Annotated in this window: 22 protein-coding genes and 2 pseudogenes; 17 read left to right on the forward strand and 7 right to left on the reverse strand. The window is 61.5% G+C overall.

Features of this window, described 5'->3' with window-relative positions; genetic code table 11:
- Positions 1-40 precede the first annotated feature (40 nt).
- The gene (locus ACE10Z_RS13975; RefSeq protein WP_375788418.1) at positions 41-271 is read right to left on the reverse strand and encodes an aldo/keto reductase; all 231 of its coding nucleotides are present in this window, start codon (positions 269-271) and stop codon (positions 41-43) included.
- Between the two features lie 167 nt (positions 272-438).
- Here ACE10Z_RS13975 and ACE10Z_RS13980 point away from each other — a divergent pair, with 167 nt between their 5' ends.
- The 5 genes and pseudogenes from ACE10Z_RS13980 to ACE10Z_RS14000 form a co-directional block, all read left to right on the forward strand.
- Positions 439-687 carry a hypothetical protein gene (locus tag ACE10Z_RS13980; RefSeq protein WP_375788419.1) on the forward strand — a complete coding sequence of 83 codons (249 nt, stop codon included), beginning with the start codon at positions 439-441 and terminating at the stop codon, positions 685-687.
- Between the two features lie 118 nt (positions 688-805).
- Entirely contained in the window at positions 806-2,536 is a 1,731-nt protein-coding gene (locus ACE10Z_RS13985) for a PQQ-dependent dehydrogenase, methanol/ethanol family (protein ID WP_375788420.1), read from the forward strand.
- Positions 2,537-2,646: 110 nt separating this feature from the next.
- The gene (locus ACE10Z_RS13990) at positions 2,647-3,075 is read left to right on the forward strand and encodes a hypothetical protein (RefSeq protein ID WP_375788421.1); all 429 of its coding nucleotides are present in this window, start codon (positions 2,647-2,649) and stop codon (positions 3,073-3,075) included.
- A 16-nt stretch (positions 3,076-3,091) separates the two neighbouring features.
- Positions 3,092-3,670 (forward strand): ubiquinol-cytochrome c reductase iron-sulfur subunit, encoded by a 579-nt coding sequence (locus ACE10Z_RS13995; RefSeq protein ID WP_375788422.1) that lies wholly within the window; start codon positions 3,092-3,094, stop codon positions 3,668-3,670.
- Between the two features lie 40 nt (positions 3,671-3,710).
- Positions 3,711-4,073, forward strand: a pseudogene (locus ACE10Z_RS14000) (PQQ-binding-like beta-propeller repeat protein); the annotation flags it as partial.
- Between the two features lie 129 nt (positions 4,074-4,202).
- Here the strand turns inward: ACE10Z_RS14000 and ACE10Z_RS14005 are convergent.
- Positions 4,203-6,527, reverse strand: a complete 2,325-nt coding sequence (locus ACE10Z_RS14005; RefSeq protein ID WP_375788423.1) for a molybdopterin cofactor-binding domain-containing protein — start codon at positions 6,525-6,527, stop codon at positions 4,203-4,205.
- 2 nt (positions 6,528-6,529) lie between these two features.
- On the reverse strand, positions 6,530-6,982 hold the full coding sequence (locus ACE10Z_RS14010) for a (2Fe-2S)-binding protein (protein WP_298376935.1): 453 nt from the start codon (positions 6,980-6,982) through the stop codon (positions 6,530-6,532).
- Positions 6,983-7,579: 597 nt separating this feature from the next.
- Here ACE10Z_RS14010 and ACE10Z_RS14015 point away from each other — a divergent pair.
- The 9 genes and pseudogenes from ACE10Z_RS14015 to ACE10Z_RS14055 all read left to right on the forward strand — a co-directional run.
- Positions 7,580-7,742 (forward strand): annotated as a pseudogene (locus ACE10Z_RS14015) (JAB domain-containing protein); the annotation flags it as partial.
- A 221-nt stretch (positions 7,743-7,963) separates the two neighbouring features.
- On the forward strand, positions 7,964-9,364 hold the full coding sequence (locus tag ACE10Z_RS14020; protein ID WP_375788424.1) for an ABC transporter substrate-binding protein: 1,401 nt from the start codon (positions 7,964-7,966) through the stop codon (positions 9,362-9,364).
- Between the two features lie 203 nt (positions 9,365-9,567).
- Complete coding sequence (locus tag ACE10Z_RS14025) at positions 9,568-10,446, forward strand: branched-chain amino acid ABC transporter permease (RefSeq protein WP_375788425.1); 879 nt, start codon at positions 9,568-9,570, stop codon at positions 10,444-10,446.
- Positions 10,446-11,450: a branched-chain amino acid ABC transporter permease gene (locus tag ACE10Z_RS14030; protein WP_375788426.1), complete on the forward strand. Its 1,005-nt coding sequence runs from the start codon at positions 10,446-10,448 to the stop codon at positions 11,448-11,450. Before ACE10Z_RS14025 ends, ACE10Z_RS14030 begins: the two co-directional genes overlap by 1 nt.
- A gap of 1 nt (position 11,451) precedes the next feature.
- Complete coding sequence (locus ACE10Z_RS14035) at positions 11,452-12,207, forward strand: ABC transporter ATP-binding protein (RefSeq protein ID WP_375788427.1); 756 nt, start codon at positions 11,452-11,454, stop codon at positions 12,205-12,207.
- 14 nt (positions 12,208-12,221) lie between these two features.
- Positions 12,222-12,938, forward strand: coding sequence for an ABC transporter ATP-binding protein (locus ACE10Z_RS14040; RefSeq protein WP_375788428.1), 717 nt, complete (start codon positions 12,222-12,224; stop codon positions 12,936-12,938).
- A gap of 263 nt (positions 12,939-13,201) precedes the next feature.
- A complete protein-coding gene (locus ACE10Z_RS14045; RefSeq protein WP_375788429.1) occupies positions 13,202-14,116 on the forward strand; it encodes a hypothetical protein in 915 nt (304 codons plus the stop codon).
- A 16-nt stretch (positions 14,117-14,132) separates the two neighbouring features.
- On the forward strand, positions 14,133-14,519 hold the full coding sequence (locus tag ACE10Z_RS14050) for a hypothetical protein (RefSeq protein ID WP_375788430.1): 387 nt from the start codon (positions 14,133-14,135) through the stop codon (positions 14,517-14,519).
- A 52-nt stretch (positions 14,520-14,571) separates the two neighbouring features.
- Positions 14,572-17,298 (forward strand): hypothetical protein, encoded by a 2,727-nt coding sequence (locus ACE10Z_RS14055; protein ID WP_375788431.1) that lies wholly within the window; start codon positions 14,572-14,574, stop codon positions 17,296-17,298.
- 246 nt (positions 17,299-17,544) lie between these two features.
- Here the strand turns inward: ACE10Z_RS14055 and ACE10Z_RS14060 are convergent, their stop codons facing one another.
- The 4 genes from ACE10Z_RS14060 to ACE10Z_RS14075 form a co-directional block, all read right to left on the reverse strand.
- Positions 17,545-18,099, reverse strand: coding sequence for a thioredoxin family protein (locus ACE10Z_RS14060; protein WP_375788432.1), 555 nt, complete (start codon positions 18,097-18,099; stop codon positions 17,545-17,547).
- Between the two features lie 794 nt (positions 18,100-18,893).
- Entirely contained in the window at positions 18,894-19,064 is a 171-nt protein-coding gene (locus ACE10Z_RS14065) for a hypothetical protein (RefSeq protein ID WP_375788433.1), read from the reverse strand.
- Positions 19,065-19,765: 701 nt separating this feature from the next.
- Positions 19,766-20,026 carry a hypothetical protein gene (locus ACE10Z_RS14070; RefSeq protein ID WP_375788434.1) on the reverse strand — a complete coding sequence of 87 codons (261 nt, stop codon included), beginning with the start codon at positions 20,024-20,026 and terminating at the stop codon, positions 19,766-19,768.
- A 58-nt stretch (positions 20,027-20,084) separates the two neighbouring features.
- The gene (locus ACE10Z_RS14075) at positions 20,085-20,282 is read right to left on the reverse strand and encodes a hypothetical protein (protein ID WP_375788435.1); all 198 of its coding nucleotides are present in this window, start codon (positions 20,280-20,282) and stop codon (positions 20,085-20,087) included.
- 196 nt (positions 20,283-20,478) lie between these two features.
- Here ACE10Z_RS14075 and ACE10Z_RS14080 point away from each other — a divergent pair, with 196 nt between their 5' ends.
- The 3 genes from ACE10Z_RS14080 (at position 20,479) to ACE10Z_RS14090 (ending at position 21,308) form a co-directional block, all read left to right on the forward strand.
- Complete coding sequence (locus ACE10Z_RS14080; RefSeq protein WP_375788436.1) at positions 20,479-20,745, forward strand: hypothetical protein; 267 nt, start codon at positions 20,479-20,481, stop codon at positions 20,743-20,745.
- Between the two features lie 56 nt (positions 20,746-20,801).
- Positions 20,802-21,017, forward strand: coding sequence for a hypothetical protein (locus tag ACE10Z_RS14085; protein WP_375788437.1), 216 nt, complete (start codon positions 20,802-20,804; stop codon positions 21,015-21,017).
- A gap of 105 nt (positions 21,018-21,122) precedes the next feature.
- The gene (locus tag ACE10Z_RS14090) at positions 21,123-21,308 is read left to right on the forward strand and encodes a hypothetical protein (RefSeq protein ID WP_375788438.1); all 186 of its coding nucleotides are present in this window, start codon (positions 21,123-21,125) and stop codon (positions 21,306-21,308) included.
- Positions 21,309-22,490 lie beyond the last annotated feature (1,182 nt).

Below are 22,490 nucleotides of genomic sequence, written 5' to 3' on the forward strand. Positions count from 1 at the left end.
GGCGGGTCATCGCTGAGGTGAGGGACGAAAGGCGCCGGATTCATTTTCCACTCTCTGCTGAGGCTCGGTCGATTGCGTCGAGCTCGGCCTCACTCAAGCGCCTACCGAGTGCATCGAGATTGGCCCTGGCGTGATGAGGCTTGGTTGCGCCGGGAATGGGAATCACGTGACTGTCGCGCGCCAACAGCCAGTTCAAGGCGACCCGGCTGATGCTGGCGTCGTGCGCGCCGGCAATATCGGCGAGACACGTCAGCAGCACTTTCGTATCCATGCTCTCCGACGGCTGCGTGAGGCGGCCGGACGCAAGGGGAAAATACGCGACCGTGCCACATCGAGCTCACTGCAGGCTTCGAGCACGCCATTTGTTTCCGCTGCTCGTCGGCGTAGTTGACCTGATTGGGGGCGAGCGGAACGCCTGCCCTTGCGAGGTGATCGGCCATGCCGCGCATCTGGTCCGCATTGAAATTTGCCGCGCCGACCGCGCGTGCCGCCGTGTCAAGCACTCGGGGGATCATCGCATGCTACAATAAGATTGGCAGGCGACAGAACGATCAGCGGATGTTTGTGTTGATTATGCAAAACCCACATGCCCCTGCGCTGCAAAGCTATGGCGCGATGGCGCAGGGGCCGTTGGCAACGCTGGTTTTGGAGCAATCCAGGCAGGTGGCGAGCAACGAGAAAGAGTAGCTGCAACATTCGTTGGAAAGGTAGGCGCTCCGCAACCGGGATGAGGGGGCGCGGTCGCCGGCGCCCAAACGATCGCACCACCCACCATGGGGTGGGTGAGGAACATAGGGAGATGGCTATGACCAGAAAGCAATGGCTTCTATCGAGCGTTGTCGCGTTCACAACCCTTGTTTCGACCGCTGCCGGCGCAGGATCGATCGAGAATTACAGCCCGGTGACCGCAGCCCGGCTGGAAAATCCGGAGCCGGGCAACTGGCTGATGACGCGCGGCGACTACAAGGGGTGGAGCTACAGCTCGCTTGATCAGATTAACACCAGCAACGTGAAGTCGCTCGTACCGGTGTGGAGCTTCTCCACGGGTGTGGATTCTGGTCACGAAGCGCCGCCGATCGTGAACAACGGAGTGATGTTTATCTCGACGCCGTACAGTCAGGTGATCGCGCTGGATGCGGCCACTGGCGAGCTGCTCTGGCGCTATAAGCCCAAGCTTCCCGAAGGGTTCAGCGCCCTACACAACACCAACCGTGGCGTGGCGCTGTACGGCGACAAGGTTTACCACGCCGGGCTCGATGCCGTACTGGTCGCGCTCGACGCCAAAACCGGCAAGGTCGCCTGGCAGGCGAAGGTCGAGGATTGGAAGACCGGCTACTACATGACCATGGCGCCCCTGGCCGTGAAAGGCAAGATTCTGGTCGGCGTGGCGGGCGGCGAGTTCGGCGTGCGCGGCTTCGTGCAGGCATTCGACGCCGAGTCCGGCAAGTCGGTGTGGAAGACCTACACGGTTCCGGCACCCGGCGAGCCGGGAAGCGATACCTGGCAGAAGCCCGACACCTGGAAGACCGGCGGTGCCTCCACCTGGATGACCGGCACCTATGACGCCGAGTCCAACACGGTCTATTGGGGGACCGGCAACGCCTCGCCATGGTTCGGCGATCAGCGGCCGGGCGATAACCTGTACACCGCCTCCACGGTCGCGCTCGATGGTGATACCGGCAAGATCAAGGGCTATTTCCAGTACCAACAGAACGAGTCGTGGGACTGGGACGAGATGGGCGCCCCGTTGCTGGTGGACTTCCAGAAGGACGGCGCCACCACCAAGGGCCTGCTGAAAGTGGCGCGCAATGGCTACATTTACTGGCTCAAGCGCAATCCGGACGGCGTGATCTCCTACATCAACGCCCAGGCCTACGTGCCGCAGAACGTCTTCAAGAGCATCGATCCAAAGACCGGGCGGCCTGAGGTCGACATGGCCCACAAGCCGGCCACCGGCAAGGCGGCCCAGTTCTGCCCCGGCCTGTGGGGCGGCAAGGACTGGCCGTACGAGGCCTATAACCCCAAGACCGGAATGGTCTACATTCCGTCCAACGAGAACCACTGCAACAACCTTGAAGGCAAGGTCGAGGAGCGCGTCCCCGGACAGTGGTGGACGGGCGTTGCCATCCCGGATTTTCACTTCTCGGTCGACACCAAGGCGAGCTTCTACGGCGAGCTCCAAGCGTACGACGTTAACAGCGGTAAGCGGGTTTGGCGCAACCTGTATCCGGCCTCGATGATGTGGGGCTCGGTGCTCGCGACCGGCGGCGGCCTGCTCTTCACGGGCGGCACCAACGACCGTGAGTTCCGCGCCTACGATGCCAGGACCGGCGAGCAACTTTGGCGGTTCAAGACTAACTCCGGCATCATGGCGCCGCCTTCGACCTACGAGGTCGACGGCGTGCAATATGTGTCGGTGCAGTCCGGCTACGGAGTCGACCCGGCCTTCCAGCAGGAGCTGATGAGCCAGTTGGTCGGTTGGCAGAAGGATGTGCCGCAGGGCGGCGTCGTCTGGGTCTTCGCCGTCTCCAAGTGAGTCCATCTTGGTTCGCGACCGGCCGCCAGCAATGGCGGCCGGTTTCTCGGCCGGTGGGCGTTGTCTTGTCAAGCGACCTGGTCGGGTCTCACCCGTTAGGGATTCTGACGATGATCCGCTTCTCTGCCTTTTCACTGGTCGCCGCGCTGGCGACCTCTCTGGCCTGGCTGGGGTTCGAACAGGCGCGAGCCGATGATTCGCCTGCCTACGTGGTCGAGGTGACCGACGTGTCCGCCAAGGTCGGCGAGCCGGCAGTGCTGCACGCCACGTTGCATATTCGCGACGGCTACCGCGTTCTCCAGGGTTACAACAATCGCGTGATCGAGCTCTCGTCGTTTGACGATGGGGTGGCGTTCGAGCGTCGCGTGGTGCGAGGCACCATCCGGGAGGGTGGGCTCGACTTCGCGATCGGCGTCCGGGCCACAAAGCCCGGCAGACACCCGATCAACGGCTACTTCAGGGTCGGCTACATCCATGGCCCCGATGAGCTGGCAATGGTGTCGCTGCGCCTGATCGCGAACGTCAATGGAACCGAATAATGGAAGGAGCGAGCACATGCCTTGCGATGACTGGCTGCACTGTCGCTGCTACAAGCGTCGAACGATCCTCGGGCTGGCGCTAGCGCCGCTGCTGTTGGCCGGCCCCGCGCGCACGGCCGAAGAGGGCGAGGGCGCCAAGCCCCCGGCGCCGGACGATCGCTTCGCGTTTTTGACCGGTCCGAAGAAGGGACAAGTGGCGCGGGCCGAGGACCTTGCGCGCGGTGGCCCGCAGGTACAGGCCTATCCGATGGCTCCGGACGGCACGGTGCGCAGCGACAGCCGCCTCAATCTGGTGATCCTGGCGAGGTTCGACCCCGCCGCACTGACCGACGAGACGCGGGCGCGCGCCGCAGACGGCGTCGTTGCCTATTCGGCGATTTGCACGCACCAGGGCTGCCCCGTGAACGCGTGGTCGAATGAGCGAAGCGCGTTCGTCTGTTCCTGCCACGGCGCCATCTACGACCCCCGAAACGCCGCTGAGGTGATCGGTGGGCCGGCTCCGCGTCCGCTTGCGGCGCTCGGGCTGAAGCTCAAGGACGGCGTCGTGATGGTCGCTTCGACCTTTTCGGGTCGCGTCGGTGCCACGCAGGGCTGATCTGCGCCTCACATTGCGACCGTCCGAGCGCCGATAGACCGCCAACGACAACTGCCGCAGAGGTTTCAGCGGCGCGAAGCTACCGCTGGATCCCCGTAAGCTCTAAGGCCTCAAGGTGCGCTCGGGGCGCCGATCATTATGGTGAAGTGCAAGCGTGGGATCCCACCCGGGAACGAAGACCTGGTCGTACAATTTCCCAAAATCGCAGTTGTTTGGTTCGGTCACAGCGACTGCAGGCGAGCTCTTCTTCGCCGGCGGGACCAACGACCGCAACTTCCGGGCCTTCGACGCCACGACGGGCGAACTGCTCTAGGAGCAGAAGACCAACTCCGACCAACAACATCGGTCTCGAAACAACGTGCTCCAAGGCGGCGTGGTCTGGGTGTTCGCCGTCAAGAAGTAGCCCAGCACCAACCGCCGAGCGCGGTATTCGAGAACAAGAAAATGCGGCCGAACATATCCGCCGCATTCCTTTTGTTTGAGCGACCGTTTCGCCGTCGGGTCGATGAACCGGTCTCTGCGAGCAATGCCTCTACGTCTCCAGTTGCTTGCCGATTGGCAGCACCCGAATACGCTTGCCGGTCGCGGCAAAGATGGCGTTGGCCAATGCCGGGGCGAAGGGCGGCACGCCCGGCTCGCCGACGCCGCTCGGCGGCGTGTCGGGGCCAGGAGGCACGATGTAGACGTTGGTCACGCGGGGAGCCTCGTCAATTCGGATCACCTGGAAGTCGTCATAGTTGCGCTGCTGTACCTTGCCGTCCTTGAACGTGATCTCGCCATATTTGGCAAGGCTCATTCCCATGATCGCGGCGCCCTCGATCTGGGACTGGATTCGCTCGGGGTTCACATATGTGCCGCAGTCGATCGCGGTGTCGACCCGAGGCACCGTGAACTTGCCCTTGTCGTCCACGGCCACCTCGACAATGGTCGCGATATAGCTGACAAAACTACGGTGGACAGCAATCCCGAGCCCATGGCCTTTGGGCACCGACCGCCCCCATTCGCCCTTCTCAGCGACCAGCTCGACGACACGCCGCAGCCGCGCCGTGTCGATGGGATAGCTGGAGTACGGCTCGCCATAGTTCCAGAGATCCTTCACGGAAGACAGGTCAACGATTCGCGGAGAGCCGATGAGGTCCAACAACATTTCCTTCTGATCGCGGTTGGTGGCCTGCGCGAGCTCGCCAACCATGGACTGCACGGCGAAGGCGCGCGGGATATTCGACACCGAGCGGAACCAGCCAATGCGGGTGTGTGCGGCCACTTCCGGGTTCTCGCACTGGATATTGGCGATCTCGAAGGGCATGTCGACAAGTCCCATGCCGAGTTCGAAAGGTGCCTGATGCACCGTACCCGCCGCAAATGTCGATGCGATGCTCGGTGCGACACTGCGGTGCCGCCAGGCGATCACCTTGCCCTTCTTATCAAGGCCGGCCTCAATGCGTTCCACCGAAACGGTGTGAAGGAAGCCGTGACGAATATCGTCGCCCCGCGTCCATTGCACCTTGACCGGCGCACCGAGTTCCTTCGAAAGCAGGGCCGCTTCCAGCGCGAAATCGCACTTCGACTTTCGTCCGAATCCGCCGCCTAGCAGCGTGACGTTGACGGTCACGTTCTCCTCGGGAATGCCGAGCGTCTTCGCGACGTCTTCGCGGGTTCCACCCGCACTTTGCACAGGCGCCCAGATATCGGCCTTGTCGCCTTTGACGTCGGCGACCGCGACGGGCGTCTCCATGGCGACATGGGCAAGGTGCGGCAGGTAATATTCACCCACGATCACCTTGTCGGCCCCCTTCAAGGCGGCATCGACGTCGCCCTCCTTGCGCACGATCAGCCCTGGCTTGCGCGCGGCCTCCTCAAGTTCGGCCCGATAGGCGACCGAGTCGTATTTGCCATTAGGTCCGTCGTCCCAGACAACCTTTAGCGCATCGCGGCCCTTGATCGCAGCACCGGTGTTGCGAGCAATCACGGCGACCCCGCCGAGCGGCTGGAACTTGGAGGGCCACGGCCATCCTTTCACTTCCATGACCTTTTCGACGCCGGAAACCTTCATGGCCTCTGCTGCGTCGAACGACGCGAGCTTGCCGCCGGTGACCGGAGGCCGCGCGATGACGGCGTACTTCATGCCGGGCAGGCGCGTGTCGGAGCCGTAATGCGCCGCGCCGGTGGTGATGTCGCGCAGGTCGACGATGCCGATCTCGCCTTTGCCGAGATAGCGAAAATCCTTCGGGTCCTTCAGCTTCAGGCCTTCGATACTCGGCACTGGCTCCTTCGCCGCATCGGCAGCCAGATCGCCGAATCCGATGCGGCGTCCACTCGCATTGTGGACCACTTCGTGATTGGCGGCCTTCACTTCGGTCGCCGGTACGCCCCAGCGTTTCGCCGCAGCGGTTTCAAGCATCGTGCGAGCCGAGGCGCCGATCTGGCGCATCGGGATCAGATAGTGCCGTGTGCTGCGCGATCCGTCAGTATCCTGGTTGCCGTATCTGACTTCGTCGCCATGGGCCTGCTGGACGCGGACGCGCGACCAGTCGGCTCCCATCTCTTCGGCTACGATCAACGGCAGGCTGGTTCTGACGCCCGTTCCCATCTCGGCACGGTGTGCGAGGATCGTAACCAAGCCATCCGGTGCGATCGACACGAAGACACGAGGGTCGACCACGGTGCCGTGCGGCATCTTGCTCGCGCCGGTCTCGTACGCGGCGAAAGCGCGGCGTGACATCACGGGAGCGGCGAGCACGAAGCCTCCGGCGATGCCGAGGCCCTTCAGGATGCTGCGACGCGAAACGTTCTCAACCTTGACCTTGATGAACTGTTCAAAGCCGCGGAGTTTTTTGGGGTTCGTATTGATGGTCATGGTCACACCCCCGTCGATGCGAGATGCACTGCGTTTTCGATGCGCTGGTAACAGCCGCAGCGGCAGATGTTGCCGGACATCGCTTCAACTATCTGATCGTGGGACGGTTTTGGATTTTGTATCAGCAACGCGGCCGCCTGCATGATTTGGCCGACCTGGCAATAACCGCATTGCGGGACGTTGAGTTGTCGCCAAGCCTTCTGAACCCGATGGTCGCCGGTCGGGTGAAGGCCTTCGATGGTGGTGACCTCACGGCCGACCACGTCGGAAACGGAGGTGATGCAGGCGCGTACCGCTTCCTTGTCGACGATGACGGTACACGCACCGCACAGCGCCACGCCGCAGCCATACTTGGTCCCGGTCAGGCCCACCTCATCACGGAGAAACCAAAGCAGCGAAAGATCTGGGTCGCCATCCCAGTTTTGTTCTTGGCCATTAATCTTCAACTTGATCATGATCGTTTCTCGCTCCTCTTGAGCTACTGACGTCTGGTTCGGTGCAAGCGGAACAGGCATCCATTCGCCTGCATCAACCGCTTCGACTTCCCGCACGAGCTCATCGTGTCAGGAAGGCTGACAGACTTCATTGCACGATCTGTTCGACAGTTCTGTTTTGCTCACGGCTCCTGCTTCTCTTGATTGTTGGTTGTTGTGCAGGCGCGCCTTTATCGCCAACGATGTTATCAGAAATTGACATGGAGCTGACTTCACAGACAGTTGTTTTGGCATTTTTCGTTTGTCAAAAGCGGGGCGCCAATTGCCGGAGCTTTTCAATTTTCCAACAAACATGGTTTGAGAGACCGCAGCAGCGACGAGAAAAAATGCCTCGCTCGGCGACTGCGGAGCGAGGCAAGAGTTAAGTCATTGGGGGAGCATGACGCACCTGATCAGACCTGCAACGCGACGCGATCTAAGCAAATCGTATTCTCGAAAGAGGCCAAGTTCACCTTGATCACGGGAAGCCGCTCTGGCCGGAGCCAATGTCCGAGTCGGGTCAACAGGAGACTCGCGCAGCGCAGCAATTACCACCTGAATGAAATTTCGCCTTGAGCGCACAATCATCCGTCCGGCGATCCTTCGCCCTCACAGGCGGATACCCAGATGACCAAGGCGATCATCGACATCGCCGGCCCGCTCGGAATGTCGGTGTATGACCAACATCATCGTCGGCAAGAACGGGCATGCGAGCTTTCGAACGCTGAAGCTGATCCAGTGAGCGAGTGGCGAGCAGTGAGGGAGACTGCACCCCTCTTGTCACCCGCAATTCGCCATTCGCTTCAGTTGAGCGCCATCACCAAGCGTGACCCTATCGTCGTCCGCCCAGGACGCGACCATTTGGCTGTTCTAAGTTGGTAAGAACTGCGGTAAGATTGCAACGTTCACGGATCGCCAAGGAGACGATCCGCCGTTGGTCTTCCTTCAGAGGGAGGAACCATCATGGAGAAGACACCTACAGTAACACCTACAGTAAATCGTCGCGCCTTTCTCAATACGTTGGGCGTGACCGTAGGCGGGACAGGCCTCATCGGCGCCGGCCTGGTCGGCGGCTCACAATTGCTCAAGGCCGCGCAAGATCCTGCCAAGGGACGGGTTCCCGACACGCCCTTCAGAACCGGCCATATGACGTTCTTGACCGGCGCCGGCGCGGTGCTGGGCGAGCCGTCGATCAAGGGCCACACCATGGCGGCGGAAGAAATCAACGCGCAGGGCGGGCTGCTGGGCAAGCGCAAGATCGAAACCATTACCGCCGATGAAGCCGCCGGTACCGACGCCTGTGTGAAAGAGGTGCGGCGGATGAAGCTCGACGCCAAGATCGACATGTTCACCGGCGTCATATCCAGCGGGACCAGCCCGGCGGTTGGTCCGGTTGCCGAGGAGCTCGGACTGCTGACGATCCTGACGGACGGATGCACCGACTTCCTGTTCGACAAGGCGATTCCCAATCCCAAATACGTCTTCCGCATCACCAACATCCAGTCGTCGGACGGGATCACGGCCGCCATCGGCGTGGCGCAGACCTGGCCGCATGTCCGCAAGATCGCCCATATCCATCCGGACTACGCCTACGGCCGCAACGCGTCCGAGCATTTCACTCTCGCGCTCGAGCGGCTGGTGCCTGGAACCGAGGTCGTCTCGGAAAGCTGGCCGAAGCTCTTCACCACCGACTTCACTGCCCACATCACCAAGATCATGTCGGCGCAGCCCGACCTTTTGGTGGCTTCGGTGTGGGGCGGCGACTATGTGGCCTTCTACAAGCAGGCGCTGCGCTACGGCCTGTTTGACAAGATGAAGGTCGCGAGCACAATCGCCTTTGGCGTTGCCCCGCACGCGATCGGCAAGGATCACCCCGAGGGTGTGCTCGCCGGGGTCCACTCCAACTATTACTTCACCTATCCGGGCGGCGACCGCTGGCCGCTGAACAAGAGCTTCGTCCAGCGCTACTTCAAGCGCTGGAACGAGTACCCCAACTTCCAGTCGGAGGGCGCGTACATGGCGCTCTACCTACTGAAAGCCGCCATCGAGCGGGCCAACAGGCTGACCGGCGGCTGGCCCGAGGACGAAGCGATCATTAGCCAGCTCGAGGGCCTCGGCATAGATGCTCCATCGGGCTATCTCTACATGCGGCCCGACCACCAGGCCTACAAGGACGCGGTCACCGGGTTCAGCAAGAACCTTCCCGATTATGAGTTCGCGAGCTGGGATCCGGCCCGGATCATCACCATTCCGATCCGGAACATCACCGCACCGCTCGGCTGGCCGAAGCCCGGCACGACGCACAACGAGTCGACCGCGGCGGCGAACTGGATCAAGACCACCTGGCCGAAGGTGGTCGGGTGACCTCGGCGAAGTGACTTCAGTGAAATCCCCTCGCGCCCTTGCAAACGGGCGCGAGGGGCGCGTGTCGGCGATAATTGCACGAAGCTGTGTCACGTGACCCGTGAACCGGCGGTTCGCGGAAGCTTGGGTGTCCCGGACCTTCGCGGCGACCTCGCGCCAGGATCCAGGGTTGCGTCATAAGCGCCAAGGCGGAGGAGCACCGGGTGGCCTTCCTGACGATTCAGATCCTGAACTCGTTGCTCTATGCCTCGGTGCTCTTCCTCATTGCCGCTGGTCTCAGCCTGATCTTCGGGGTCATGCGGATCATCAATCTGGCGCATGGCAACCTCTATGCTGTTGGCGCCTACGTCACCGCGTGGCTGGTCGGCCGGGGGATTGCGCTGGGCCTGCCGCCGGGCTGGCTGTTCCTCCTGCTGCCCTTGGGGGCGCTGTCGGTGGCTCTCATCGGCATCGTCATAGAACCTTTGTTGCTTCGACCCTTCTATCGCCGCGCCGAGGAATACCAGTTGCTCGTCACCTTCGGCCTCATTCAGATCCTCGAGGATTCGATCCGTTTCATCTGGGGCGGGACGCCCCTCTCCGCGGACGCGCTGATGGACGCGCTGCCGATCATCCATATCGGCGGCCTGCTCTATCCTGCCTACAATCTGGTGGTGATCGGGATCGGCGCGGTGGCGGCCTTGGCCCTCTGGGTGGCAATCTATCACACCAAGTTCGGCGTCATGTTGCGAGCGACGTCCCAAGATCGGCGCATGGCTTCGGCGCTCGGCCTCAATGTGGGCCTCGTCTATGTGATGGCGTTCGGGATCGGCTGCTTCATGGCGGGTCTCGGCGGAGCCATCGTGGTTCCGACCCAGGCGGCCGTGCTTGGCATGGGGATCGATGCGCTGGTCATCGCCTTCGTGGTCGTGGTGATCGGCGGGCTAGGCAGCCTCAAGGGGGCTCTGGTCGGGGCCTTGGTCGTGAGCTTCGTGCGGACCGCAGGAATTCAGTTCTTCCCGGAGCTCGAGTTGGCGGTGCTGTACCTCATCGCCGCCCTGGTGCTGCTGGTGCGGCCGACCGGGCTGTTTGGAACCGCGTGATGAAATCCGATCCAAACGCGCCGCGCGATCATTCGTTGGCACGGCTCGCAGCCGCGATGGCGCCGGTCCTGCTCCTGTTGATCTTGCTGCCGACCTTCGTCGAGACGTATCAGATCCAGCTCGTGACGTACGGGCTGATCGCGGCGATCGCCGCGCTCGGGTTCAATCTGCTGCTCGGCTACACAGGTCTGTTGTCGTTCGGTCATTCCGCCTATTTCGGCCTCGGCGCCTACACCGTCGCCTTCGTGGTGCAGCGTCTCGGACCGCATTCCATGGAGTTCTATATCCTGATCGGGATTCCGGTCGTCGCGATTGCGTCGGCGCTGTTCGGTTATGTCTGCGTCCGGCATACCCGAATCTTCTTCGGCATTCTTACGCTGGCGATTTCGCAGGTGGTCTACAGCCTGGCGCTAAAGTTGTATTGGGTGACCGGCGGCAGCGACGGTCTGCGGGTACCCCGTCCGGCTCTGTTGCTGGGCTTGTTCAATTTCTCGGGCCCCCGCGGCTTCCAGCAATTCATCACGTCCTATTATTACTACGTACTGGCCATCTTCGTCGTATGCGTCGTCCTGATGTGGGTGGTCGTGCACTCGCCGTTCGGCAAAGCGCTTCAGGCCATACGAGATAACGAGGTCCGCGCGCGCTTTCTCGGCCTGAGGATCCGCCGGTTCCGCTGGATATCCTTTCTCGTTTCCGGAACTTTCACCGGGCTCGCGGGCATTCTCTGGGTGCCGCTCAACGGCTTAACGACACCCGACGTCCTCTACTGGACCTTCTCGGGCGAGATCGTGTTCTCTGCGCTGCTCGGCGGCTTCCGCAACTTTACCGGCCCGATCGTCGGCGGCATCGTGTTCACTTATTTGAAGACCTACGCGGTGGCCACGACCGAATATTGGCAACTTCTGCTTGGCGTGGTTCTGGTCACTCTCGTGCTGGTGCTGCCAACAGGCATCGTCGGGGCGCTGTCGACGCTCGGGCTGAGGCTGAGGAAGGGGAGATCCTGACATGCCCCTTCTCAAGACAGTTGACCTGAGGAAGCAGTTTGGCGAGACCCGCGCCTGCGACGGCGTCAATTTCGTGGTGAACCAGGGTGAATTCTTGTCCCTTGTGGGATCGAACGGCGCGGGCAAGACCACGCTCGTCAACCTGATCAGCGCACATCTGCAGCCGGACAGCGGTCAAATCCTGTTCGAGGATCGCGACATCACCTTTACTACGGTGACCGACCGCATCAAGGCGGGAATTGTCCGCAGCTTCCAGATCGTCAACCTGTTCGACGGACTTTCGGTTTTCGACAACGTCGCACTGTCGATCTTCTCGCGTGACGGCAAGGCCGTGCAGATGGCGACCTTGGCCGACCACGACTATGATGTGCGCCGCGAGACGATCGAAGTGCTGGGCGAGTTCGGCTTGACGAATAAGATCGAGGTTCCGGCGGGGGGCCTCGCGCAGGGCGATCGCAAGCTGCTCGACGTGGCGGTCGCCTACGCGCTGCGTCCCCGGCTGCTGTTTCTCGACGAGCCGACCAGCGGCGTGAGCACCCACGAGAAGGCGCAGATCATGGATACCGTGTCGTCGGTGGTGCGCAGAGGAATGGTGACCGCGGTCGTCATCGAGCACGACATGGACGTGGTGTTTCGCTACTCGGATCGCATCGTGATGATGCATGAGGGCTCCTTCCTCGCCGATGGCACGCCCGACGAGATCCGCGCGAACAAGGACGTTGCCAGCATTCTGCTTGGCGCGCCGCTGGCGAGTTGAGGCGAGAAAAGCTGATGCTGCTCGAGGTCAAGGACATCAACACCTATCGAGGCCCTGCCCATATCCTGCGCGGCGTGTCGATCAGCGTCGATACGGACGAGGTCGTGGCCCTGGTCGGACGCAACGGAGCCGGACGCACGACCATCATCGAGAGCGTCACCGGCCTGCTCCCCGTCCGTTCAGGCCAGATCCGCTTTCGCGATGAGGAGATCACCTCGTTGCCACCGCATCGGCGCGCCAAACGCGGCATCGGCTACGCGCCGGAGAACTCCGGCATTTTTCCCGAGTTGACGGTCGCCGAGAACCTGATGATCAGCCGTTGGCTCGCGCGAAAAACGGAGCGCGGCGCCGCAGGCAATGGCAACACCGAAGCGCGGGCGTTCACCGTATTTCCTGAGGTACGCCAGCTTGTCGACCGACAGGGGCAGAATTTGAGTGGCGGCCAGAAGAAAATGGTGGCGATCGCCAGGGCCATGGCGCTCGCCCCTTATCTCTTGATCCTAGACGAGGCTTTCGAAGGGCTCGCACCCGCCGTCGTGAAACGTTTCCGCGAGGCGGTCATGACTATCAAGGCCATGGGAATCTCGCTGCTGATCGCCGAATCGAATCTCGTGAGTGCGGCGACGATGGCCGATCGGCTCTACGTGGTCGATCGCGGCGAGATCGTCTTCCATGGCAAGCCGCAGCAGGCGCTCGCCGATGACCAGGTGATGCGCACGCTGCGCGGGTGATGGCCATGTCCGGTTCTTCCAGGCCGCGTCCCATGGTGAAGCCGCTGAGCCTGCTCGTTGCGGTAGCGGCGACATTGGCGATCGCAACCGCGGGGAGGGGCGGCCACGAGCTGCCAATGTACCCGTCCTATTATCCGCACGAGATCGCCATCGAGACCATACCGCCTGAGCGCGCCGCTCCGTTGCTGCTCGAAAACAAGATTCAAGCCTATCTCGGTCCGCAGCCGCGCTTTTCCGGCGACGTGCCGGTCTCGATCCGTGCGGTGGAGTCGCTCGGCAGTTTCGTCATCGTGCTGCGCAATCCCGCCGCGCCAGCGCCCACAGACGCCGCGTCCGCGTGTGCTGCCGTCGAGACGGTCGTCGGCGACATCGCCGGAAAGCAAGGCTTTGTATTTCATCCCTATCCGATCACGCTTTTTCACGGCGATTATCTCTATTACGCCGATCTCGCCGAGGCCGCGAAGGCGCGCTTTCTGCGTGCGCGCGCCCGGACATCGGCGGCGCCCGCAAATCTTAGAGTCAAGGCCGACGGCGCGTTGCAACATCTCATTCGTCCCGAATGGATTGCACAGGGTCCGGAATGGGATGTCGCGGTCCAGGAGGTCAGCGCGGCGGACCTCGTCGCCTCATCGATGACCTCGGTCAATGGTTGGCTCGGGCCTCCGTGGGTGAAGGCCGGGTGGTTTCACGCCGAGCGCATCCTGGCTGATGCGATCGAGGATGGCGATACGAGGGCTCGCGCTGACGCCATGGTGGGGCGGATCGAGGCGAGCGATTATCGCGATGCGGTCGAGCGGATAAACTTGCAACGCGACCTCGTGACCACGCTCACTAGCAGTTGTCGCAAGCTCGTCGTCGGATACACCGTGAAGCGGCAGTATATCAGCGTCGAATTCAGGGACGGCATCGAGAATATCGGATTCGATTCCATTGAGGGCCTCAATTCGCCGATGTTCATACGCACGGTGAAGCTCAAGAACTTTCCGTGGAACGGTTGGCTCATGGTAGGGATCGACAAAGCGCCGAACGCAGCCTGGAATCCGATCGCAGGATTTAACGACAGCTTCGGACGGCTGCTTTGGTCGGCGGTCGGCGATCCGGCCCTAGTGCCCGCACCTTATGATTCGGGCTGGATGCTCAATCGCGTCTCGGACGTTCAATCGAATTCCGGTCGGTGAAGAGCGAGGGGAGCCAATGTTTCACGTCCGCTTCGTGCTCGCCACGTTTGTATGGGCGTTCTTGCTGATCGCGGCGGGCAGCGCGTTCTTCGGCGCTCTTGCCGCGGAGCTTACCTTCGACCTCAGGGTGGCGCATGGTCGCGTTCCCGACTCCATGCGGCTCATCCGTGTCAGGCAGGGCGATGTCGTAAGGCTGCGATGGAGCGCGGATCAACCGCTCACCCTGCATCTGCACGGCTATGATATCGAGAAACACGTCGAACCGGGCACCACCACCGATCTCACATTCGCGGCTTCTGCGACGGGGCGATTTCCGGTTCACGTCCACGCGCAAGGGGGGCGCCCCGACGGTCACACGCACGAGGAAGAACCGCTGGTGAATATCGAGGTTTATCCGCGCTAGACCATGCGGCAAAGCTGCGTCCTGCCGGTGAGCATATGTTCGGATGTCTTTCGTGACCCAGGCTCTCATCGCCTCCCTGCTCCATGGCGGGCCTGAAAACAACGAAGCCGTACGGTTCGGCCACGTGAAACGGCCGGCCTTCACCTTCGCCGCCGTCGTGGCGGGTGTTTGCTCGCTCGCTTTCCCGGCACATGCCCATGGCTTCGGCCAGCGTTACGACCTACCCCTGCCGCTGTCGCTCTATCTGTTCGGCACGGCGGCGGCCGTCGTTCTGTCGTTCGTCATCGTCGGGTTATTCGCCCGCCATGCGCCAGGCGCGAGTGGCTACCCGCGCATCGACCTCCTGGCGCACCGGCTGCGCCGGCAGATTGCGCGCGCGCTTGGGACCTTTCTTAAGCTCTTCTCGATCAGCCTGTTGGTCTTGACCGTGATCGCCGGGTTTTACGGAAGCCAGAACCCGTATCAGAACATCGCGCCGACGCTTGTGTGGGTGATCTGGTGGGTAGGGCTCGCGGTGTTCTCGGCTTTCTTCGGAGACCTGTGGGTATTGATCAATCCATGGCGTACCCTTTTCGACTGGGCCGATCGGCTCTACCGGACCGGCGGCGGCCGCGGTTTGGGCTTGCGCTGGCCCTATCCCGAGGCGCTCGCAGTGTGGCCGGCATTCGCTTTGCTGTTTGCCGTTTCCTGGACGGAGCTCGTATTTCCGAGCCCGGCGGTGCCAGCCAACATCGCCTGGTTGGCTCTATTCTATTCGCTACTCACCTGGGCCGGCATGGCCGCGTTCGGCAGCGAGGCCTGGGTCAAGCATGGCGAGGTCTTTAGCGTTTTCTTCGGCGCATTTGCTCGCTTTGCGCCGACCGAACCGAGCATCCGCGATCGTTCCGGCGAACATGGATTGGCGCTAAGGCCCTTCGGAGCGGGTCTGCTCGCCAACGAGCCGGCCTCCACCTCGATGGTCGCCTTCGTCCTGCTCGTGTTGTCAAGTGTTCTCTATGACGGGTTGCTGAGCACGCCGGAATGGGCGGAGGTCGAGCGCCAACTCCTCGGTGTGCTGCCCGGTCTTGGGGAAGCTGATTCCATCATCGTCAGGACTATCGGCCTCGTTGCGTTCTGGGCTTTGTTCTTCGGCGCCTATGTGGCCGTAAGCGCAGTCATGAGCATGGTGGCAGCCTTCCACTCGCCCTGGGAAATAGCACGGAACTTTGCCTTCACTCTGGTCCCGATCGCGATCGCCTATCACCTCGCGCATTACCTCGTGTACCTGCTGACCCAGGGACAATACATCGTGCCGCTCGCATCCGATCCATTCGGATATGGCTGGAATCTCTTTGACACCGCGGGATACCGCGTCGACATCGCCGTCGTCGGCGCGCGGTTTGCATGGTATACCGCGGTGACGTCGATCGTGCTTGGCCACATCGCCGCCGTCTATCTCGCCGATGTGAGGGCACACCAGATCCTCGAAACGCGTGGCGCCGCGCTGCGCTCGCAGGTGCCGTTGACCGCGCTGATGGTGGTCTACACGTTCGTAAGTTTGTCGATTCTCGCCGAGCCGATCGTTGAGCGCCGCGTGCCAGCGCAACCGACCGCAACGGTACCGGAGGCCCTGACCGTTCCCGAAGACGCGCTTATTCCCGAGCCTGGGACCGGCCGGTTGCGGCCGGTTGGGGCGGGCCGATTCGCCACCTTGAAATTGACCTACCGCGTGCTCGGCTCGGTATTTCATGACGGGACGCGCGCGACCTTCGCGGACCTGCTCTATGCCTACATGTTCGCCTATCGCTGGGCCGTCCGCGGCGAAGCGGATTCTCATTACGACCCCGTAATCGCCGCGGCGACCGCCCCGCTGCGGCAGCGACTCGCCGGCGTGCGGGTCGCGGGTGTCGATACGGCGTCGAAGTCGTTCCGGGTGGGCGACGTCAATTTCGTCCGCGAGTTGGTCGTGGTCGACGTCTACGCCAATATTTCGCCGGAGGATGCCGAGCAGGACGCGGTCTTCGCACCGCCGTGGAGTACGCTACCCTGGCATTTGCTCGTGCTGATGGAAGAGGCAGTCAGCCGCGACTGGGCCGCGTTCTCGCAAGCGGAAGCTGCCCGCCGCGGCATCGAATGGCTCGATCTCGTGCGTTCCGATACACTGAAAGCGCGGCTCGCGGCGCTCACCGATCAATTCGAACAGGAGGGGTTTCGTCCCGAAATCCTGCGATCGCAGGTAAGCGCCGAGGAGGCGCGCAAGCGCTGGGCAGCGATGGCGGCGTTCTACCGAGACCACGGGCATTTTCTGGTGACCAACGGTCCCTATCAGCTCAAGAGCTGGGCGGGCGACAGCGCAACGCTCCAGGCGTTCCGGGATCTCAGCTACCCCTTGGGAGTGGGTTCCTACGACGCCTACGCCATTCCGCGCCGAGGCTACGTCACCAAAGTCGAGAGCGATGGCGGCGGACTGCGCCTCTCCGCCGATATTGAAATTCTCGAGAGGTTCATGCGCGACTACCGCATCCTGCGCCGACCGATGCAGTCGGTTGACGCCGTTCTCCTCAAGCGTGCTGCCCCGGAATGCCGCTACGTGGTGCTGAACGCTGACGGTCGGGTCGTGCTGACGGGCGCTGCTCGTCTAAGGGAGGACCTGATGTTCCAGATTGAGTTTGACGGCAAGCTGCCGCCCAACCGGTACGACGTCATGGTCGAGATCGTTGTCAACGGCGACGCGATGCTTGCGCAGATCGAGCGAATCCCGGTCGTGATCGGCGCCAGCCCTGCCTCGCCCTCCCATTGACTGCTACGGTATCGGCCCCGGTAGGTCTGGCCCAAGTCAGCTCAAGGTCATTTTCGATCGACTTAGCCGGTTATCTCACCGGTTGATGTCCGTGTTGCCCCGGAAGCAGACCTGAAGCAGACGGGACGAATTGCGACTCCAGCCGCCGCCGGGCCTTCGTGATGCCGCTAGTCAAATCGCACATGTGCAGCAAATGCTGCCGCACGCGGCAGTCTCAGATACGAAACATGTTAACAGGGCTCGGCTTTATTCGTCCTTCCATTTGATCGAGCAGCCAATCGACGCCTTTTGGTCAGCCGGAGCCAGACCGGTGGTCGCAATCGCGCGGATGGCCTCGACAAGCTCTCGGGGCGCCCCCGCGCGAGGCGGAGTTGTGCGGCCTTCGTCGAGCCGGCCGCGATACTTGAGCTTGCGATCGGCATTGTAACCGAAGAAGTCCGGCGTACAGACCGCCCCATACGCCCGAGCGACTATCTGGGTCTCGTCGTGGAGATATGGAAACGGGAAATCATGAGCCTTCGCGAAACGCTTCATATTCTCAAATGAGTCTTCGGGATAGCTCGCCGCATCGTTCGAGCAAATCGCCGCAAAGCCTATGCTCTCCGACATCAGCACGCGGGCGTCCGAAACCATGCGGTCGATCACCGCTTTAACATAGGGACAATGGTTGCAGATGAAGACGACGACCGTGCCTTTTTCGCCCGCAACGTCGTCCAGTGCGTAAGTCTTGCCGTCGGTGGCCGGAAGCCGGAACTCCGCCGCCTGCGTATCAAGAACGACTTGGGTAGCTGTTGTCGCCATAACGCACCTCCTTGTGCCCAAACATATGCTGACGACGGCCTGCCGGGGCACTGAGGCGGCCCTACACTACTCTTTAGCGTCGCTTCCCTTTGTGGTCGGCCTCAAGGCGCTCTTCAGGACCGTCTCAATAAAATTGGTCAGAGTCCGGTTTTCTCGCTCTGCGCGTTCACGCGCACGCGCCAATATCTCAGTTTCTACGCGGATCGAAATCGCTTGTTTCATGCCGAGCTTTTAACTGCGGGCCTTGTCATCCCATCATAAGCCAAGCCACGCTTGCGATCAGGGCCACAAAAGACACCGCCGCTGTGCAAACAAATGCAGCCTCGGTGCCGTCAATTGGGTGGTGATCTGGGTGCATCGGCGCCTCCTAGATCGGCGCCCGTGGACCGGGGGACATCAGCCACTCCGTCAAACGGGCGGCGGTCTCATCATGCCGCGCTTTCCTCAGCAAGACTTCTCGCTCTCGACATGGGGGAAGTTCCCTTGCTCGTTGGCGTAGCGTTTCGGCTTCATTGGTGAGGCGTTCTTCAAGGGGGAATATCTGTTGAACCCGGCGTCGTCGCTTCATGGCTCCTCTCTCCAAAGCTGACGTTGCTGCCCCGAAAACGGAATCAAAAAGCACCGGGAAGCAAAAAGTTCCCGCGGATGAACCGGCGTCACGGAGCGTGAAGAACGAATTGCGACCTATAGAGATCTATGTGCCCAGAAAAGTGAATAGGGTCTCAGTAGTCCTACCGAGAACACCGGCCAGGCCTACGGCTAAGCGAACAGGTGGTTCCCAGCCTGCAGGATGCTCACGAACGCTCCGCTCTCGTGGTACTCGAGCCAGCCCTGATTTTTTGCGTTTGCAGGCCAGCCCAATATTCGGCCGGCGTCGCCCTGTCCTGGTCGATCATCGGGTAGTTGATCTTCTCGATGTAGATCCGGCCGTCCTGGACGGGCTCGACCGCTCGAGCGTGCTCCATGAGCCTGCGCGCGGCTTTCTCGGGACTGGCGTAAGGACGCTCTGCAGTGAGTTTCATCGGCGGGGAAGCACGACTTCCATCCCACACTGCGGCGCCACAAACCGCGCACGCCAAGCGCCAGCCGATGCGCGACCAGGTTGATCTTGGGGCAGGGCGTCCGGCGTAAAATCGACCAACCGATCGCAACCGCCGTGGCATTGGATATTGCAGGTAACGTGGCCGTCCGCGAGCCAATCAGCCGGACTGCCCGGCGGGTGGCGGCCGGACCATTTCGTGGATCGACGCTGGTGCATGGGCCAGATGATCGCGCCGACCGCGTTCGGAGAGAAGCTGCTAGGAATCGGTCGCCTATGGGCGGCGATCACCAATGGTGGGTCAATCGCCTAGCGCGATTGGTCCGGATTTTCTTTCCACGTCGTCGAGTGCTCAAAAATCCACCTGGTCGCGTCGTGCTCCGTAACAAAACCCTTGATGACTTCCGTTTCGCCATCGGGCCATAGGATATCGATCCTCCAGCCGGTGCCGGGATTCTTGCAAGCCATGAAAGCTGGTTGCTGCTCGATCATCGGGGGACTATGCGCCGACGGTGGCCGGCTACAAGCCAGTGATCCTGCCACACTTCGCTTTCTGGCCCCGCAATCCTACTGCCGCTGAAATCCCGATCAACGCCGATCCTTTCCGTGATCGGGAGGCTCCGGTAGTCATCCCTCGATAATGAGGCGACCCAGGAACGCATTGCAGGCCTGCTCGGCTTCAGCGAACGTGCTGAAGGGCGATCCGGACACTTGAGCCGCGGGCATATTCAGAAAGTCTGGGCGATATGACGCAACAAAGCCGGGCTCTCCATGTAGGCCAGGTCCACTTCGGCTCTCGCTGCTGATGACGAATGAATAGTCGTCGCTGCTTGCGATCCAAATTTCCAGATCCTCAGCAGTTTCCACGCGGCGAAAGTGCAGGGCCATTTCACCCTCCACCAGGCAGGGGTCCAAGCTTGGTCCTCCGCCGTCATCCAGATGACGCTTAACCTGCTCTTGTGCGGTTGGCCGCTTCAGCCTCCCGCGCCAGCCGTTCCGCCTTTAGGCGCTCTCGATTGTCGTGAAGTGCTTTTTGCGCTTTCGCGTATTCGGTCATAGTTTCCTTCGCCCTGACCGTTTTAAAGATCTTATGGGCTTCGCGTTCTGCAGCTGGCGGCGCCCGGCGGTTTCGGTCGTTAATCATTGGTTGACCTCCCATTGGGCTCGATGAGTTAACGCATAGATATGGTTTTCGATCCTGTCGGCTAGCGGGCAACTCGCGGTCTCTGATTCCGATCAGACCAGCCGGTCGGCAAGGAGCGAGTAAACCGAACACCACGCAGCCGACTTTTACGGGGCGGGCTGGGGCGCCGACTGTAAGCAGGAGGCTCCTAATGAATATGTTCGTCTCGACCGCGGCGGTCGCCGCGGCGCCCGCTGCTGCCAAGAGCTCGCCCGCCGATGAGCCGCTTGCGATCGATCACAAAGGCATCTTGGCCCGTGTCGAGCAAATCATCGACCTGCTGCGCACGCGATACATCTGCGACGGATGGAAAATAGATGAGGACGGCGCGGCGCGGGCTCTGGACTGCTTCCGAAGACACGTCCATGGACCCGCCTTCAAGGATGAAGACAAGGACACGGCTGCACACACTATCAAGCGCTAGAATTCTTCAGTTCGCACGGTCAGAGCCTTGATTGGATCCACATGGGGGATCCCGGGGTGACGATTTGCAGCCTGGCGTACCATTCGGCGCGGGCAAACGAGGCGACAGATGCTGAACTGCCGGCCCTGGAGGAGGAGATCTTCCACCAGTTCGAACTGGCGCACGCCAACGACGTCGAAATAGCTCGGCTCGACAACATTTGTCGAGACGAGCTGAAGCGGCTCCGCGCCGAAGAGGTATCCTTGCGGATGACGACCACTGGAAGCGCGTAGCGCAGATGCCCGAGTTCAAGGATTACATTCGTCTCTGCGCCCAACCGCACTGGGATCGGGTGGATGCCATCATACACGAGATGAAATCGATCAAGGTAACGGCTGATGGCCGGCGCGAAGGCTTCGGTTCTATTGAATTGCGTAATGCCACGCGAATGGCTCAAGGCGGACGACAAGGCCGAATGGAAGATCAAAGAGACCCGTGAGCTTTTATTCGAACTCGTCGGGGGCGAGCCGAGTGAGCAGCTGCGCGAGCAGTTCACGACGGCGCTGGGCAGCATGATCGCCTAGATCAGAAACTGCCGTCAGTCGCACCGCCCAACCCGCCGGTTCATGCCCGGCGGGCTTTCTATTTTTGAGCGAGCGCAAGGTGGCCGCTCAGTGGCGATGGTGCTCCCAACCATAGTGGTAGCCGCGGCCCCAGCCGTAGTGATGCCCACGACCGCCGCGGTGGCCCCACCCATGGCCATGGCCATGACCGCCCCTGACATGGATGATAGCATTGTCGCCGCCGAGAGCATTCGGCACTGCGGCAGGCAGTGCGGACGCTGTTCCTCCGGTAGCAAGGCTACCGAGGGCAGCAAGTCCAACAAGTGCAAATTTGAGCCTCATGGTCTCCTCCTGTGGCACTCTGGAACGTTGCGCACAGTAGGAAGCTCAATGTGAACGCAACTGTGGTTTGTCCCAAGATCAAGTGCGCGTGACGTGTAAGGCCGTTCACATTCGAAAAACGCGATTTGATGTAACGACCGAGCGCCACCCAGTATCGGGAGAATCGCGATGCTATTATTCAGCAGCCAGAATGGAACAAGCGCCACGGTGGTCGCTGTCCTCCTTATTATGCTCGTGTTGAGTTTTGCGCTCGTTCGCTACGTGGAATGGTCATCGAACGCTCGTTTTGCAGAGTTCATTAGCGCGATCGAAGCGCCGGCGACTCAGTCGGCTCCGATTCCGCCTCTCAAGGGGCGAACGGGCTGTGGTCAGGGTAAGAAGTCTGCACCTGCGCCACTTTCTCTACTGCCCGGCCAAGCCTTGGGTCAGTCCGGTGACGCGCTTTCCTCGCCGTCGACGAGCCGGTGAAAAAGTCGGCTCCTGTTGTCACTCTGATCGGGGCAACGACTGCGCCTGATCGGGCTTGTTGCTCATGCGCTTACCGGCTGCGGCTGCTTCACAACCGGACGTGTACTCAAGGGCGCGGAACCTCCGGGCTCCGCACCTTCATCGGTATAGCAGCGGCTTTGATGGATTTTGGTTTCAGGGCTCTCCGCTTCATGGTCGCGGTTTGCTTTTTCGACTTTAACGGCTGTGGTCGCTCGTTTGCTTCGCTCACGAATTGCCCCCCTCGAAATTATTCTGGCCACGGACTTGAGCCGGATTTGCGTGACGTGACGAGTCGTAACTGCATTTTGACGGACGAACCTCCTCGTTTGTTGCGGAATTGAGACAGAACCAGCCCGCGCTTATCGTTGCCGG

Source organism: Bradyrhizobium sp. Pha-3, from assembly GCF_042258615.1.
In the GTDB taxonomy this organism is placed as follows: domain Bacteria; phylum Pseudomonadota; class Alphaproteobacteria; order Rhizobiales; family Xanthobacteraceae; genus Bradyrhizobium.